Source organism: Kitasatospora sp. NPDC059973 (assembly GCF_042737525.1).
Taxonomy (GTDB): domain Bacteria; phylum Actinomycetota; class Actinomycetes; order Streptomycetales; family Streptomycetaceae; genus Kitasatospora.
This window is the reverse complement of sequence record NZ_JBHWUI010000014.1, coordinates 1-15,928: the sequence shown is the minus strand read 5'-3', so window position 1 is coordinate 15,928 and position 15,928 is coordinate 1. Positions and strand designations below refer to the sequence as shown.

Here is a 15,928-nt window from a genome sequence, read left to right as displayed (position 1 = left end):
TGACGCCCTGTCAGTAGATTTGACGGATCGTCAGATCGAAATCCCGATGGTGAGCCACGCCACACCGGATCGTGCTCCCTTCGGGTGGCGGGGCCTGTTCCGCGGGCGTCGCGGGCGCCTCCCGCAGGGGCCGGTGGCCGGTTCTCGGCGGGCCCAGGACGCCTTCCGGCCCCGTTCGGAGCGCACTCGGGGCGGGCTCCCGGAGGCGCGCGAGCCGTGGCCGGGTCGGGGCTGTGCCGGGCCCGGGTCGTGGCCGCCCTGCGCGGGCCGGACGACACCGACGGGGGACCGGGCCGACCGCCGATGACGGCCGGCAGGGTCGTCGAGTTTCCGAGCGCACGGAATTCGCCCGCGCGAGGCGCATTCATCATATTGACGTTCTTATTTCGCATCACATTCTCCGAGGGTCGTGCGGCCCGGGGCGCGAGGCCCGGGATCGAGCTGTCGCCCCGAGGCCCAGGGTCGACGAGGGGACATTAACCGGCGCCACTGACAATGGCACCGAATCGGGAGGGTTCGCGGGAGGGTCGAGAAAGGACGTACAGTCACACTAATTCGTACAGGTATTCACATGAGCGAATGCCCGTGCTAGCGTGCGGACGCCAGCTTCTCAGAATCGAGAAAGTGGGTCCTGACATGAGTCAAGAATTCTCTCGCCGCGGGTTCCTGGGCAGTGCCGGAATGGCTGCCGCCGGGGTTTCCGCCGTTTCGTTGGGGGTCGGCGCGGCCGGCCCGGCCGCGGCCGAGTCGGCCGGCGCCCCCGGCGTCCTCGGCGGGCAGTCGGTGCTCCCGGGTGATCCGCGGTTCCAGACGCTCAGTCAGGGCTTCAACCAGCGCTGGTCCAGCAGACCGGCCTACATCCGGCTGGTGGGGAGCGACGCGGACGCGGTGGCGGGGCTGAAGACCGCGCTCGACCAGGGGCTGCGGCCGACGATCCGGGGCGGCGGGCACTGCTACGAGGGGTTCGTCGACAACGACGGGGGCGCCATCCTCGACCTCAGCACCCTGCGCGGTGTCCGCGCGGCGCGGGACAAGTTCGGCGCCCCCACCTACTGCGTCGAGGGCGGCGCGACCAACTGGGACGTCTACACCAGCCTGTTCCGGACGTACGGCGTCACGCTGCCCGCGGGGTCGTGCTACTCGGTCGGGGCGGGCGGTCACGTCAGCGGCGGCGGGTACGGGCTGCTCTCCCGAAGAGACGGGCTGACCGTCGACCACCTCGTCCAGGTGGACGTGGTCACGGTCCGCGGCGGCACGGTGGAGCTGACCACGGCCCACCGGGACGACCCCGCGACCTCGCCGGAGAGCGACCTCTTCTGGGCGCACACCGGTGGGGGCGGCGGAAACTTCGGCGTCGTCCTGCGCTACCACTTCGCCCGCCTCCCCAAGCCGCCGCCACGGGTCTGGCTGAGCAGCGTGGCCTGGTCCTGGGCGGACCTGCTCAAGCACCCGGAGGACTTCCGCCGCCTCGTGGAGAACTTCGGATCCTTCTTCGCCGAGCACAGCGGTCCGAAGGAGACGGTCTACCGGGGCCTCTTCGCGATCCTCAAGCTCACCCACCGGACGAACGGGAACGTCGTCCTGCTCAGCCAGTGGGACGAGGACGATCCGGCGCCGCTGGAGGAGTTCCTGGCCGCGATGGAGGCCGGGCTGACGAGCAGGGCCGTGGTCCAGAGCTACGCCGCCGGGGGCGTGCTCCTGCCGTATCCGGACAAGCGCCGACAGATGCCGTGGTTCCAGGCCACCATGACGCTGAACCCCTCCGGGGCCAATCAGCGCGGCAAGTACAAGTCCGCCTACCACCGGCGGCGCTTCACCCCCACGCACATCGACGCCTTCTGGGAGTGGCTGACCAAAACCGTCCCCGGCGTGGATCTCACCCAGACACTGGTCCAGATCGATTCCTACGGCTGCCGGATCAACGAGCACCAGCCCGCCGAAGCCGCGATCCCCCAGCGCGACTCCGTGATGAAGCTCCAGTACCAGACCTACTGGACCGACCCCGCGCAGGACGCCGCGCACCTGGCCTACCTCGGCGGGCTCTACCAAGCGGTCTACAAGGCCACCAACGGCATCCCGGAGATCGACACGGACACCGACGGCGCCTATGTGAACTACCCCGACGTCGACCTCGGAACGGCCGACCAGAAACACCCGGCCTACCAGCGGCTCTACTACAAGCAGAACTACGCCCGACTGCAGAGGGCCAAGAAGACCTGGGATGCCGGGAACGTCTTCCACCACGCCCAGTCGATCACCTTGCCGTCCTGACCGCACACGCAGAGCAATACCGACCATCCGGTAATTGGATAATCTCGGAGTGAAAAGGTGCGAGTACAGAGGAGACGCAAGCCCCGGGCCATGACCGACGGGCGTCCTGCCGTCGGCGGAGAGGTATTCCCGGGAGCAAGCTAGCTTCGGTCGGATGTCGTGTCACGTTCGGGGCCGACGGGTGAGGGCGGCGGGGGCCAGGATGACGGGGTGGGCCAGCAGGTTCTGGACGGCGACGAGGTCCCGATAGATCTCAGGGTGGCTCGGGACGAGGTCGAGGACCCGGCGGAGCGCCAGGGTGGCGGTGTGCATGCCGAGGGGCCGCCGCTCTGTGTGCCAGGCGGTGTCCGATAGGGCGGCCAGCAGCCAGGGCACGCGGACGATGCCGGCGGCCTCGCGCTGGAAGTTCCGGGCGAAGCCCGGTAGCGGGCCGTGCCACAGCAGGTCGCGCAGGGCGAGGGCTTGGAGGGCGCAGACGGTCAGGCCGTGTCCGTAGATCGGGTTGAGGGCGGCGACGGAGTCGCCCAGGGCGATGACGTTGTCCGGCCACCGGGGCGCGCGGTGGTAGCCGTTCCAGCGGTTGTCCAGTCCGCCGTAGCGGTGCGGCTTGCCGACTGGTGTTCCACGGTCGATAGATTCCAGCAAGTGGGGATTGCGCAGGGCGGCGGCGTGAGCGCGGAAGCCGTCCTGGTCATGCGGCGGGCGGGTACCGTTCGCGCCGATGAGGGTGACCAGGGTCTGCTGCCCTTCGATGACCTGGACGAGGCCGCCCCGCCGGATCGTCGGTGCGTAGGTAGCTTCCGCGGACATGTGCCACTCGGCGGCGGGGGTGCCCTGGAACCGGCGGGTGACGTAGGAGAGGCCGGCCAGGACACGGGTGACGGGTGGTGAGGGAAAGCCTCCCTGGTCGAGCCATCCGGCCAGGCGCGTGGTGCGCCCGGACGCGTCGACCACCAGGTCCGCCGGGAAGGTTCGTCCTGAGCTGTCCCTCACCCCGGTGGCCCGGTGCCCGGTCCACACCACGGCGCTGGCGGTCGCGGCGACCAGGTCGACGGCGGGCAGGCCGGTCACCCGCTCTCGGATCGTGCCTTCGAGTAGGGCACGGCTGCAGGCCAGATGCCCGACACCGGTGGGCCCGACGGGGGCCCAGCCGGCGGGGAAGAGGATGCGGGCGCCCTCCCCGAAGTCGAAGAGCGCGGCTCCCCGGGCGCGGAGCTCGTCGCCGATGCCGGGCAGGAGCGCCTCGATCGTGGTGGCCCCGCGCTGGAGCAGCCCGTGGGGATGGGGTGTCTGGGGTGCGCCCCGCCGGTGCCCGTCCGGGCGTGGCTGCGGGTCGCGTTCGATCACCGTGACCCGGGCGAAGGTGTCGCTGAGCGCCCGGGCGGCGAGGAGGCCGGCGAAGCCTCCCCCGATGACGACGGCGTGTCTTGAGGCGGTTCTCATGGGCGTTTCTCTCCTCACCCTCGGCTCCTCACCCTCGGCGTCCGGGGCTACCGGAGGTGCGGGGGGAGCTCGACCGCGTCCGCACCGGCGAGTGCCGGTATCAGGGCGTAGCCGGCGGCCAGTACCAGGAAGGCGGTCTGCGTGACGCCGACCACCGCCAGCAGCGCCGTCCAGGTGCGGGCCCGCGGTGGCAGAGCTGCCAGCCCGCGGAGGACGGACGCTCCGCGGGGTCGGTGCCGGTGGTGGTGGCAGAGCAGCGCGGGCAGGACGCCGTACACCGTCGCCGCGATGACCATCGCGTAGACGGGGACCTGGTACCAGTGCCCACCGAAGACGGTCAGCTGAGGGACGGCCTGGGCGTAGACATACGCACCGCTGAAGACCATGACGGGTTCCAGCACCACTTCGACGGCCATGGCCGTGGTGAAAGCGATCAGGGTCAGCCGGGCTGTGGACAGCCCGGGTCGGCGGCGTTCGGCGCGACCGAGGACCCAGAGGGTGGGGAGGGCCCACATCACGGCCTCGGCGAGGGCGAACCATCCGACGAAGAGCGGCTGGGGGTGGTTGGCGGGTGAGGGCCCGTGCCACCCGGGGAGGTAGGCGCCCCAGTCGTCGGTCGCGATCAGGTGCTTGCTGTAGGCGGCCACCTGGCCGTGGTAGTTGACGACCGGCATCAGCCAGAAGGCCGACAGGAATCCGATGAGCACCATGGTCTCGACGGCGAGGGCCCGTTGCCGCAGGCTGTACCAGGCGGACCAGGCCGTGCTGCCGACCACCCCCGCGATGCTGAGGAGCTGATAGGCGTCCAGGATCCGGGCGCGGGCGGGGCCGAGCCCGTACGCGCCCGCAGGAATCCACCGGGCACTGCCGATGGCCCAACGGCCCATCACCCATGCTTCCGCGGTCAGGAGCACTGCCCCGGTCACGGCCCACGCCGTGACCGGGGCACACCGCCGCCGCCCGGTGGCGGAGGCATGCTCCCGGGTGCGTCCGTCGGCCGCACTCGCCGATCGGGATCCGTCCATGGTCGGACACCTCCTGTGGTTGCGCACGACGGTGGGGACGCTGCGGCGGCTCACTTCCGGACGGCCGAGAGGTAGACCGACTCCTGCGGTTTGAGCAGGCCCTTCATGAAGCCGCTGACGATCCTCGGGAAGAGCCAGGCGATGAGGGGGCCGAACTCCTCGCGCAGGGCGGCCGTCGCGCGGGTGTCGTCCGCGAAGGGGAGGCAGTGCGCCGGCGGGTGGACGTCGAAGCGCAGCGGGCGGAGGCCGGCCTCGTCGAGGGCGGTGCGGAAGTCCGCGCCGCTCGGGTACCAGCTGAGGGAGCTGATGAGCGCTCGCCGCATGAAGGGGGAGAACGGCCGGGTCCGGTAGGCGTCGAAGATCAGGAGCGGGCTGCCGGGCTTGAGCATGGCAGCCATCGCATGGAGGCCTTCCGCCTTGCGGGGCGGGGGGAAGTGCGGGATGACGCCCATGGCGGTGACGGCGTCGGCCTCGCCGGCCAGGTCCCCAGTGGTCCCGGGGGAGAAGATGTCGCCCACCCTGAACCGGACCCGGTCGTCGAGACCGAGTTCGCGGGCGATGCGGCGCCCGATCTCCGCCTGGTCCCGTTCGATGGTGATCGACAGGATCCGGACCTGCGGCATCAGGAGGGCGAGCCGGGCCCAGCCGTCGCTGAGTCCGGTGCCGACCTCGACCAGGAGGCCGCCGGGGGGAACGCTCACCACGGCGGGCCGCCAGCAGGTGTCCACGGAGTTGACCTGGGAGAGGTGGATGCGCTGGAGCGGGTCCGGGAGCTCACGGATCGCGGGGGTGTAGGGTCCCCAGTTCAGCGCCAGCCAGATCGCGGCGAAGAGCCGGTTGTAGTACAGCCGGTACAGCTCGGGGACGGTCTCGTCGGTGCGTGTTCCCAGCAGGCGGATCGCCGCCCGCCACGCGGGGGCTGCTGTCCGAGGGGATCGGTTGCCGGTACGGGGCCGGTGGTAGAACTCGCGGAGCACCTGGTTGCGGACCGGTAGGAAGACGTCGAGGAAGCGCTGTTGCCCTTCGAGGGTCAGGAAGCCCTCCGGCAGTGGACGTTCGGGATGCGAGGCCATGGGAACTCTTCCTGTGTCGTTCGGTGGGGCATTCGGGCGGGCTGACGGGGGTGGGCCTCAGGGGCGCCCGGGCGCGTTCGTCCGTGCGCCCCGATGTCGGCCCTGTCAGGTGGTCGAGCCCGACGGGGCGTCGTCGAGGGCCATGGCGTCCAGCAGCCAATCGGCGAGGGACGCCGCCGTGGGCTTGGTCCAGATGACGCCGGGGGCGATCGTGGTGTGCAGGGTGCGGGTGAGGCGCTGTTGAAGCTGGACTGCGCCCAGCGAGTCGAGGCCGAGGAGCACCAGACTGGTGTGCGGGCCGATGTGGCGGCCGGTGGCGCCGAGTAGTTCGTGGACCTGGCGGACGACGAGGTCGGTGAGGATGCGGTGGCGGCCGGAGGAGGTGGCCGCCGAGCGGAGCTCGTCGAGGACGGGCGAGGCGTCCGGTTCATTGGCACTCGCCCCGGTGAGGAGGTCGGCCAGGAGGGCGGAGGAGCGTACGGCGGGGTAGGAGGCCGTCCACCGGGCCAGGTCGATCGGGGAGTACGCGACCTGGTGGTGGCCCTCGGCCAGGATGCGTTCGAGCGCGTCCATCCCGTCCTGGGGACTGATCATCACGAACCCGCGCCGCGCGAGGTGCTGTCCGCGTCCGACCTCTGACCAGGCGCCCCAGTGGATGCCCGTGGCGGGCAGGCCCTGGGCTCGGCGGTGGGCGACGAGGGCGTCCACATAGGCGTTGGCGGCCGCGTAGGCGCCCTGGCCGGGGGATCCGAGCAGCGCGGCGACAGAAGAGTAGACGGCGAAGAAGTCCAGGTCCACCTCGCGCAGGTGGCGGTGCAGCGCCCAGGCGCCCTCGGCCTTGCCGCGCCACACGCGGTCCAGGAGGGCGGCGTCGATCCGGGCGAGGACGGCGTCCTCGACCACCCCGGCAGCGTGCACCACCCCACGCAACTTGCCTGCCGTGTGAGCGAGTTCAACTGCCCGGTGGATCGTTCCCGGATCGGCGGCATCGCCCCTGAGCGTCTCGATCACGGTGTCACCAGCCGCGCGTAGGGCGTCGAGCGCGCGCCGGGTGGCAGCGCTGGGCGCGGAGCGTCCGACCAGGACCAGCCCGCGGGCACCGCGTTCGGCGAAGCGGCGCGCGGTGAGCAGGCCGAGGCCGCCCAGCCCGCCGGTGACCAGGTAGCTGCCGTCGGTGCGGATGACCTGCCGCTCGGCGCAGGTGGTTGCGACGGGGTCGGGGCCGGTGCGGATCCGCGCGACGGAGCGGTGGTGCCGGCGCCAGAGGACCTCGACCACGGGAGCGTCGGCCAGCAGGTCGGCGAGGACGTGGTCCAGCGGGGTGTCGTTCGAGAGCAGCAGACTGCTGGGGCGCAGTTCGGGGTGCTCGAAGGCGGCCACGCGCAGCAGGCCGCGCAGGCCCGCGCAGGCAAGCGGTTCGTCGCCGCGCCAGGCCACCCACAGGTGTGGCGGTGCGGTGCGGGCGGCGAGCGACCGAAGGACGGCGAGGGCCTGCCGGACGGCACGGAGGGCGGCCTCCGGCGTGGAGTCGGTGTCCGGCGCATCCAGCACGAGGAGGACGTCAGTGACCGGCTCACGGGCCCCGTCCAGGGCGTGTGCCAGCACGCCGGGGTCCGGCGCGGCTGCGGGCTGCCGGAGTAGTCGGCAGCCGCCCGCGCGTTCGTCGAGCATGGCGGCCAGGCGGGATCCCCAGAGGGCACGCTCGGGGGAGAGGACGAGCCACTGCTGGTCGGTCGCGGCGGGTAGCGGTGGCGCGGGCTCGGGCTGCCAGGCGAGATGGGCGAGGCGGTCGGCGTAGCGCTGTTCGCGTGGGGTGATGTTGGCCAGCCGCAGGCCGGTGATCGTGGCGACCACCGTGCCGTCGGCGTCGGTGAGCGTGCCGGAGGCGGTACAGCCGAGGTCGTCCGCGTGCGCCAGCGTGACGTCGGCGAACCGGGCGTGGCCGGTGGGGCCGTGCAGGTGGACGGCCTCGAAACCGGCGACCACCACGGGGCCCGGACTGGTGGCGCAGTAGGCCAGCCAGGTGGCGACCGCGGTCTGGACGAACTCGTCGGCGAGGGCCGGGTGGAGCCGCAGCGCGGCGGCGGAGACCCGGGCGCTGTCGGCGGTGCGCAGGGCGGCGACGGCGCGGGTGTGATCAGGATGCAGCCGGATGCGGTCGATGGCCGTGAAGGCGGGGCCGTGGAAGACCTGGTGACGTTCACGAAAGTGGCGGTGCAACTCGTCCGGCGTTAGGTCCGTCCACTCGTCGGTGGGTCCGCCGGCCGACAGCGACGGGGAGCGGTCCTCGGCCTCGGGTGCGTGCGGGTGGCCGCCTTCGCGTCCGGCTCCGGACTCGGCTCCGGAGCTGGGTGTCGGGTGGAGGGTGGCGCGGGCGTGGACCACCACGCCGTCGGCAGAACGGGTGAGCACCTGGCCGGACAGGACGCCGTCCTGCTCGGTGAGCCGGGTGACGACCTCGGGCTCGGGGTCGAGGACCAGTGGTGTCTCGATCCGTAGGCCTTTCATCACGATCCGGTCGCTGCGCAGGACTTCGCAGCCGGCGGCGAGCAGCATCTCGGCGAAGCCGGTCCCGGGCAGGACCGGTGTCCCGGCCACCCGGTGGTCGCCGAGCCAGGGCAGCCGGGCCGGGCTGATCGGCGCCTGCCAGAGATGTCTGCCGGGCTGGTCCGGGTCGTGGACGTGGGTGCCGAGCAGTGGGTGCTGTGCGGCCGCAGGGAGCCCGGGGGCGACCAGGGTGTAGGGCGTGGTGGTGTCGCCGTGGCGGGAGCGGTTCCAGCAGGTGGTGGGGACATCGGCCAGCCGGCCGTCGCCGTAGCGGGTGGCGTAGTCGATGCCGTCGTAGCCGGCGGCATGAGCGGTGGCCAGGTGGGTCAGGAACTCCTCGCCGTCGTCGGAAGCGTGGCGGCGCAGCGAGCCGACCGCGACCACGTCGCTGATCCCGGCCTCGGTGGACGCCTCGATGATCGGCCGGGTGGCGAGCGGGTGGGCGGTGCACTCGACGAACAGGCGGTAGCCGTCGGCGAGCGCGGCGCGCACCGCGCGCAGGAACTGGACGGTGTCGCGCTGGTTGCGCACCCAGTACGAGGCGTCCAGCGGACCGGGGTCGCGCGGCTCGTCGCTGACGGTGGAGTAGAGGCGCACTGCCGTGGGCACGGTTCCCGCCACATCGGCCAGGGCGTTTCGCAGCTCGTCCACGACCGGGTCCACCTGGTAGGAGTGTGAGGCAACGTCCACGTCGACCAGGCGGGCCAGGATGCCCGACGCGTTCCACCCGGCCACCAGGGCGAGGACCTGCTCGGCGTCGCCGGAGACGACCGTGGTGCGCGGAGCGGTGACGACCCCGATGTCGACCCGGTCGGCACCGGCGGCCTCGATGGCGGCGCGGGTGTCGGCGGTGCCGAGCATGACCGAGGCCATCGCGCCGTGGGCGATGCCGGCCAGGATCCGGGAGCGGCGGCAGATCACCTTGACGCCGTCCCGCGGGCTGAGCGCCCCGGCCACCACCGCGGCGGCCACCTCACCCAGCGACTGCCCGATAACCGCGGCGGGTTCCACGCCCCAGGAGCGCCAGAGTGCGGCCAGTGCCACCTGCACGCCGAACAGCACCGGCTGGATCCGGTCCACGCCTTTCAACTGCTCCGGTTGGAGGATGAGTTCACGCAGAGAGAGGCCGGACTCGGCGCGCACCAGCGGTTCGAGCCCGTCGATCGCGGCGGCGAACGCCGGCTCGCCGGTGAGCAGGCCCCGGCACATGCCCGGGTACTGCGAGCCCTGGCCGGTGAACACGAACACCGGTCCGGGGTGGCCGGGCGGCAGGACCGGCGAGCCGCTCACCACTCCCGCCGCATCCAACCCGTCAGCGAACTGCCTTGCATGCTCCGCCATTTGGCGTACTCCGTCGGCGACGATGCCCAGCCGGAACTCCGCGTGGCGGCGACGCAGCGCCAAGGTGTGCGCGATGTGACCGGCCGGCACCGACGCGCCCTCCGCCTCGGCCCAGTCGGCCAGGCGTCGGGCCGAGCCCAGCAGCGCGGGCCGCGAGGCGGCGGAGAGGAGGAACAGGCGTTTGCCCGGGGCGGGTTCGGCCGCCGCTGTGGCGACCGGTCTCCGGCGGGGAGCGGGCGGGGCCTCCAGCAGGACGTGCCCGTTGGTGCCGCTGACCCCATAGGAGCACACCGCGGCGAGCCGGCCCCTGCCGGGGACGGGCCAGCGGGTCAGCTCGGTCGGCACGAAGAGCCGGGATCGCTGCTCCCGGTCGATGCTGGGATTCCAGCCGGTGAAGTCCCGGTTCGGCGGGATCGTGCCGCGCCGCAGGCACTCCACCGCCTTGATGAGTCCGGCGAGTCCGGACACCGGCTCGGTGTGCCCGATGTTCGTCTTCACCGAGCCCAACGCGCACCGGCCCCGGCCGTCGCGGCCGTACACGGCCTGGATCGAGGAGTACTCAACCGGGTCGCCGACGGCGGTCCCGGGCCCATGGGCCTCCACCAGCCCAACCTCCCCGGGGTCGACGCCCGCCAGCCCGACGGCCGTCCGGAACAGCTCCTGCTGCATCTCGCTGGACGGCGCGGTCAGGCGGGTGGCCTGTCCGTCGTTGTTGACCGCGCTTCCGCGGATCACCGCGAGCACCCGGTCGCCCTCCCGGCGGGCGTCCGCCAGGCGCTTCAACACGACGGCTGCCGCTCCCTCGCCGCGCACGTACCCGTCCGCCCGTCCGTCGAAGGCCCGACAGGCTCCGCTCGGAGACAGCAGCAGCGGTGCCTCCATCAAGTGGGTCAGCGGTGACAGCATGAGCAGCACCCCACCGGCCAGGGCGAGGTCGCACTCGCGCAACGACAGCGCGCCGCAGGCGGTGTCCAGCGCGACCATGCCCGACGAGCAGTGAGTGCTGACCACCATCACCGGACCACGCAGGTCCATCGAGAAGGCGACCCGACCGGCCGTTCCAGCGGGGAAGTTCCCGAACAGGAACGGGCTGTTGGGCGCGTCCTCCACCGGGCGGGCCGCCCGGAACAGATTGTCCGGCGCATAGGTGCCTATGTACACACCGGTGCGCGAGCCGCGTACCCGGTCCAAGGAGATGCCGGCGTGCTCCACCGACTCCCGGGCGACCTCCATCATCACCCGCGACTGCGGGTCCACCCAGGCGCGTTCCGCCGGGGCCACCGCGAGCGCCTCCGGCTCCCACGCCCAGACGTCGCCTTCCAGGAAGCAGCCCAGGGCCGCCTGGTCCCGGAGCCCCGGATCGTGCTGGGCCGCCAGGCGTCCGGCGTCCCACCGGGACGGCGGGACCGGCCCCGCCGTCCCCCGGCCCTCGGCTGCGAGCCGCCACAGCCCGCCGGGGGTCTCGACTCCGCCGGGAAACCGGCAGCCCATTCCGATCACCGCGATCGGTTCCGCGTTCGATGCCGACATGATTCAGTCCCTCCGTTCCGCGGCCGCGCTACTCCGCGACCGCTGTGCTGTAGGTCCACTGGAAGACCGGTAGCTGCACGCCGTGCACGGACTCGGTGCTGCGGGTGCGCTCGAAGTGCTGGTGCCGCCCGTAGAAGGTGATGACGACCCGGGAGGGGGCTGGCTGGGCTTCCGGGATCCGGTGCAGCGGCGGAGATCCGGGAGGGCCGCCGCGGAGGACCACCATCCCCGCCGGATTCGGCAGGGGCGGCGGTTCAGACAGGACCGAGGGATCGGACGGTTCCGGCGGATCGGACATGGTGTGGGCAGACATGACACCACCACTCGACACTCGAATTGCGCGTCCGCGAACCGCGCGGACGACCACCGCGTCGCGAGCCGCGACGCAACCGGTCACGCTGATCGGGCAGCGGTCCGTACGGGAGACGGCCGGAAGGCCGGGGCAGAGGCCGCCGGCAACGGCGGCGCCAAACCCGCTACGGAGAACCAGCGGCGAGACTCCCTGCAGTCAACAAGCGCGACGTAGAGGGGGTTTCGCGAAGGCCGGAACGGCGACCCGATGGAGACACCACCGAGGAGCGTGATTGGGGACCATCCAGCCGCACGGACAGGGATTGTGCAAGAGGCCCGGCGCAAGGCCGGTCGGGCGTGCCCCCTCCGCGCGCCCCACCACGCGGCTAGCCGCCCCTCTAACACTCCTATGCGCCCTTGTCTCCTAGAGTCGAACGTGCATACAGTTGCCGCCCGGACGTGATCGACCAATCCCACCCGCTGCCGCAACCCTGTAAGCAGCCGGAGGTACCAGCGGTGACTTCGGCCGCGGCGTACTGCAACGGTCCTTGACGTCGGACTGGTCGGGGCGGCCGATGATCTGCGTTTGGTGCACGTCATCCACGGAGCCCGAGGCGTCCAGGCCCCCAACGGCTTCCTGACCGTTGTCCTTGCCGCGCACTCCTGGTCAGGCAACCTCCGCAACGGGGAGCCCGAAAAGCACTCCGAGGTAGCCTGGGTGTCCGCCGACTTCATCCCGCGTGAGTTCGTGTCCACCACTCAGACGGCCCTGCTCAGCTACCTCCAGGGCGGCCCGAGCGTCCCACTCGATTCCTGGCGCACCGGAGCCTGACCGGATCAGCGGTTCGTGGTTCACACGGGGAGGCCTTCTGCCAGTTCGGCTGCTCCCGCCGGTTCGGTGCAGGACCTTCAGTCTCGGCACTCCGGTGAAGGCCCGCCCGGCCGGTGACCTCCGACCCGCCAGTTCGACCGGGGGGTGCGGGCGGCCCGAAGGGGCTGAGGGCAATGCCTGAAGAATGGCGGCGGCCGTGGAGGAGGTCGGTCGCCGCTGTCGGAAGCCCTGAAGCTGGCAGAACGGCGACCGACGCTTCCAGCGGGTCAGTGGCTCACAGCCCGAGGATTTGCTCGTATGCGGATCGGGTGCGGGCCGCCCCGGACCTCGATCCGGCCCAGGGCGACTGTACGGGCCTGCCGACCGCAGCGGCGCGGCGCGTTCGTCCTGCAAGATGTTCGGACCACGCAGCTCGCGCACTGCCGCGCCCGTGTGCCGCGTCCGTTCCTTACTGAAGGGCTGACCCCCGCGGACGCGGGGAGGACCGTTCGGTCCGCGCCCATTCATTCGGACGGCGGCGCCGGGGCCTCCGCGGCGATGTCCGCGGGGAGGACCCCTTCCGACCCGCTGCGCAGCATTGGCTTTGCCGTCCCCCGCCTCGCCCCATGGCTGTTCGCCCCACTTCGAGACCGAACCGCCGAACAACGCTGGCGCGACCGCCGGAACCAACCCGACCACAGCCTGATGATCGCGATGCGGCCGTCCTCCCCGCGTCCGCGGGGGTCAGCCGCCGCCGTAGACGGGTCACGATCTGGGCGGCCGAGACCTGCGAGCGGGGACTGTGACGGGCGCGGGGAGCAGTTGGCCGGTCGGCCGCCGCCGGTCGGGCACGGGAGACCATCGACTCGCACGACTCTCATTGGAGTGAAGGCGTGAGGGTCGAGGCGGTCAATTCCGTCCGCCGGGCTTTCGGCCGGTGCCAGTCGGCTGCTTCGGGAGCACGATGACGGCGCGGCCCGAGTGTAGATCGATGGTCGAGCGGGGCGGTGCGGCGTCGCCCTCCTCATCGCGGCGCATTGCCTCGGCAGAGCGTTCCTCCAGCTCAGTCGCCTTGCCGGTGTTCACCGAGCCGGTGAAGACGTCCATGGCCACGGTGAACACCGAAGGCGCGCCGCCGGCTCGGCTCAGCCGTCGTCGGAGCCGAGCCGGAACCAGCCTCGAACTGGCCAGCTGTCGAAACGCCGTCGAGGCTAGCGCGAACAGCACCACCGCCAGCGCCAAACCGGGCAACGTGAGAGCGAACGCCATGACCATCGACCCGTGACCCCCAGTTGCACGACGCTCCCCAGCAGCGCGATCCACAGGGAGGCCCCGCCGGCGTTCAGGTCGACGGCCCAGGTGACCGGATCGCCCTCGGCTATCCCCATTACGTCACCGAGGAGGTCGAGCAGTTCAGCCTCGCTGTTCGGCACGCGCCGCTGGAGCAGTGTCGTCCCGTTGGCGTCGATGACCGTGCAGTGGTGCTCGGCCTTCCCCGCGTCCGTCCCGGCCCACAATTCGGGCACCTGATCCTCCTCCGACGTGGTGTTGAGTCCCAGCAGACGACCTCGCCGACGCATCCATACGAGCGATTCAGTTCGCGTATCCCAATTAGCGGCCGAGTCGTCGCGGGGTGCCGGGCGGCCAATCAGTGGAAGCCACATCATCGGCGGTCGGGTGACAGCCATACCCAGCACCCCTGGGTGCCCCGATCCTACGAATGACCGGAACGGCCCACGACGAACGGTATGGATCGGGTGACCTGGTGCGCCTGGGCGGAGTGTCCGTGAGGACTGAGGAGTGGAGTGTCGGTAGCTTGTTGGCGCGGGCCCGGGTCGCCTCCCTGACAAGTTGCGGCCAGGGGCTCGCCCCTGGATGTGCCGAAGGGCTGGACCCGTGGGTCCAGCCCTTCGTGCTGTCGGCGGCCGAAGAACCGTCTCGCCGTGATCGAACGGAACGCCGGTGCTGGCCTGACCATCGGCCAGGCGTTTCACGGGTATGGGTGGTACTCGTCCCAGAAGGCGTCCTCGGCTTCCTCGACCTGCTCGGCTGAGGTGAACCAGTGGGACTCGAAGTGCTCCGCGAGGGAATAGGGGTGCTTCGGGTCGGTCAGCATCCGGTGGATGAACTCCGCTGCGGAGGAGTCGAAGCGTTCCCAGGGCTCCCACTTGTCGCTGCGGGCGAAGATCGGCCACTTCTCAGGATCCGGATCCTCGACATGCCAGCAGAACGAGTGCCCGGCCGAGGTCATGGCCCACTGGAGGAACCGGATCGTGGGCCCACCGACGGGAGTGGAGCTGGCGAACTGGGCTCGGTCCGCAATGATCAGATTAAGGGCCAGATGCCGTGCCCCCGGCGCGCAGATGTCGAGGTCGTCGTCGAAGGTGCCCGCGCCGAAGGTCTCGGCCAACTGCTTGTAGTCGAGAGGCAGGCGGAGGCCGAGCTCTCGCTCCACAGACTCCCAGTCGAGCAGCCGCCGCTCCTTGCGCCAACCGGTCAGCGCCACCACTTCATCGGCCCACGAGGGCTCAGCGGATTCCATGCCAGGGAGTAAACCGCACGACGCTGACGCGGCTCGCAAGGGGGCGCCTGACCAGGGTCTATGGGTTGATCACTTTGATGAGCGTGTGGGCAGGCGTATTAGTACTGCAACGGTGCTTACCGTGATGAGACTTCAGCTCTTGGGCTGTGGCCTCGTCTCTTGTAGTGGCTGGTCCGGGCCTGGTGTTGGCGTCGGCGGCGCCAGCGGGACCAGTGCAGGACGTGGTCGATGCTGCAGCGGACAGGCCGGGTGAGATGGGTGATCAGTCGGCGGATCTCGGGGACAGTGAGGGGTATCAGGTCTGGCGTTCGATTAGGTCCGGCCCCCTTTCGAGCTGCTGGGCCCGCATGACAGTGAGGTAGGCGTGGGCGGCCATGGCGAGGGTGATGTGCCGGTACCAGCCCTGGTGGCGACGGACCTGGTAGTCGTCCAAGCCGCACTGGCCCTTCGCGCTCTGGAAGCACTCCTCGATCGCCCAGCGGGCACCCGCGACGGCGATCAACTCGCCCAGTGTGGCCTCGGCGGGCGCGTAGGCGATGTAGTAGGCGATCTTTGCGGGGTCGGTGATGCTACGGCGGGCCAGGACCCAGTGCCGCCGGTCCGGACGATGCCAGGGCCGGACCTCGACACGCGCCCAGTCGTAGACCCTGGGGCCGTGCGCGCCGTCGCCGCAGGAGCGGCGCTTCCACTTCTGCCGGGGCAGGTCGGCCATCAGGTCGTGCAGCCGGTGGTCCATGGCCCGCCAGGTGACGACGGTGTCGTGGCGGGTGGTGGCGACGACGTGGAAGACGTCGGCCTGCTCCAACTCGTAGCGCCAGCCCTTGCTGTAGCCGTAGCCGGCATCCGCGGTCACCCACCGGAACGGGATCCGGTCGTCGATCGCACGGCGGACCATCGCCCTCGCGAGCTGGACCTTGGTGGCGAACTCGACCTCGTCACCGATCCCCGCCGCCCGACAGCGCTCTCGGTCGTCCGTCCAGGACTTCGGCAGGTAGAGAGCCCGGTCGATCAACGTCCGGCCCAGCCTGCTCGAGTAGGCGAGGAAGACCCCGAC

The 15,928-nt window shown here is 71.2% G+C and carries 10 protein-coding genes and 1 pseudogene; 2 read left to right on the top strand and 9 right to left on the bottom strand.

Going from position 1 to position 15,928, the window contains the following annotated elements:
- Positions 1 to 681 precede the first annotated feature (681 nt).
- Positions 682 to 2,271 (top strand): FAD-binding oxidoreductase, encoded by a 1,590-nt coding sequence (locus tag ACFWA9_RS06410; RefSeq protein WP_380383666.1) that lies wholly within the window; start codon positions 682 to 684, stop codon positions 2,269 to 2,271.
- Positions 2,272 to 2,433: 162 nt separating this feature from the next.
- Here the strand turns inward: ACFWA9_RS06410 and ACFWA9_RS06405 are convergent, their stop codons facing one another.
- From ACFWA9_RS06405 to ACFWA9_RS06385, 5 genes are all read right to left on the bottom strand, one after another.
- Positions 2,434 to 3,714, bottom strand: a complete 1,281-nt coding sequence (locus ACFWA9_RS06405) for an FAD-dependent oxidoreductase (protein ID WP_380383663.1) — start codon at positions 3,712 to 3,714, stop codon at positions 2,434 to 2,436.
- Between the two features lie 47 nt (positions 3,715 to 3,761).
- Positions 3,762 to 4,640 (bottom strand): spirocyclase AveC family protein, encoded by an 879-nt coding sequence (locus ACFWA9_RS06400; RefSeq protein ID WP_352292066.1) that lies wholly within the window; start codon positions 4,638 to 4,640, stop codon positions 3,762 to 3,764.
- A 149-nt stretch (positions 4,641 to 4,789) separates the two neighbouring features.
- A complete protein-coding gene (locus tag ACFWA9_RS06395) occupies positions 4,790 to 5,812 on the bottom strand; it encodes an SAM-dependent methyltransferase (RefSeq protein ID WP_380383660.1) in 1,023 nt (340 codons plus the stop codon).
- Between the two features lie 105 nt (positions 5,813 to 5,917).
- The gene (locus ACFWA9_RS06390; protein WP_380383657.1) at positions 5,918 to 11,230 is read right to left on the bottom strand and encodes a type I polyketide synthase; all 5,313 of its coding nucleotides are present in this window, start codon (positions 11,228 to 11,230) and stop codon (positions 5,918 to 5,920) included.
- 28 nt (positions 11,231 to 11,258) lie between these two features.
- Positions 11,259 to 11,456: a DUF5988 family protein gene (locus ACFWA9_RS06385; protein WP_352292072.1), complete on the bottom strand. Its 198-nt coding sequence runs from the start codon at positions 11,454 to 11,456 to the stop codon at positions 11,259 to 11,261.
- A 654-nt stretch (positions 11,457 to 12,110) separates the two neighbouring features.
- On the opposite strand from ACFWA9_RS06385, the pseudogene ACFWA9_RS06380 reads away from it, so the two are divergent.
- A pseudogene (locus ACFWA9_RS06380) lies at positions 12,111 to 12,353 on the top strand (DNA mismatch repair protein MutT); the annotation flags it as partial.
- An 888-nt stretch (positions 12,354 to 13,241) separates the two neighbouring features.
- Here ACFWA9_RS06380 and ACFWA9_RS06375 read toward each other — a convergent pair.
- From ACFWA9_RS06375 to ACFWA9_RS06360, 4 genes are all read right to left on the bottom strand, one after another.
- Entirely contained in the window at positions 13,242 to 13,439 is a 198-nt protein-coding gene (locus ACFWA9_RS06375) for a DUF6191 domain-containing protein (protein ID WP_380383654.1), read from the bottom strand.
- Between the two features lie 104 nt (positions 13,440 to 13,543).
- A complete protein-coding gene (locus ACFWA9_RS06370) occupies positions 13,544 to 13,858 on the bottom strand; it encodes a transposase (RefSeq protein ID WP_380383651.1) in 315 nt (104 codons plus the stop codon).
- A gap of 464 nt (positions 13,859 to 14,322) precedes the next feature.
- Positions 14,323 to 14,874: an SMI1/KNR4 family protein gene (locus tag ACFWA9_RS06365; RefSeq protein ID WP_380383648.1), complete on the bottom strand. Its 552-nt coding sequence runs from the start codon at positions 14,872 to 14,874 to the stop codon at positions 14,323 to 14,325.
- Positions 14,875 to 15,169: 295 nt separating this feature from the next.
- Positions 15,170 to 15,928 (bottom strand): IS701 family transposase (locus tag ACFWA9_RS06360; protein WP_380383645.1); only part of this gene is annotated, 759 nt, incomplete at its 5' end.

Excerpts from the sequence above, each read along its gene's own strand:
- ACFWA9_RS06410 (WP_380383666.1), top strand. The coding sequence starts at position 682 with ATGGCTGCCGCCGGGGTTTCCGCCGTTTCGTTGGGGGTCGGCGCGGCC.
- ACFWA9_RS06365 (WP_380383648.1), bottom strand. The coding sequence starts at position 14,874 with ATGGAATCCGCTGAGCCCTCGTGGGCCGATGAAGTGGTGGCGCTGACC.
- ACFWA9_RS06385 (WP_352292072.1), bottom strand. The coding sequence starts at position 11,456 with ATGGTGGTCCTCCGCGGCGGCCCTCCCGGATCTCCGCCGCTGCACCGG.
- ACFWA9_RS06395 (WP_380383660.1), bottom strand. The coding sequence starts at position 5,812 with ATGGCCTCGCATCCCGAACGTCCACTGCCGGAGGGCTTCCTGACCCTC.
- ACFWA9_RS06405 (WP_380383663.1), bottom strand. The coding sequence starts at position 3,714 with ATGAGAACCGCCTCAAGACACGCCGTCGTCATCGGGGGAGGCTTCGCC.
- ACFWA9_RS06375 (WP_380383654.1), bottom strand. The coding sequence starts at position 13,439 with ATGGACGTCTTCACCGGCTCGGTGAACACCGGCAAGGCGACTGAGCTG.
- ACFWA9_RS06390 (WP_380383657.1), bottom strand. The coding sequence starts at position 11,230 with ATGTCGGCATCGAACGCGGAACCGATCGCGGTGATCGGAATGGGCTGC.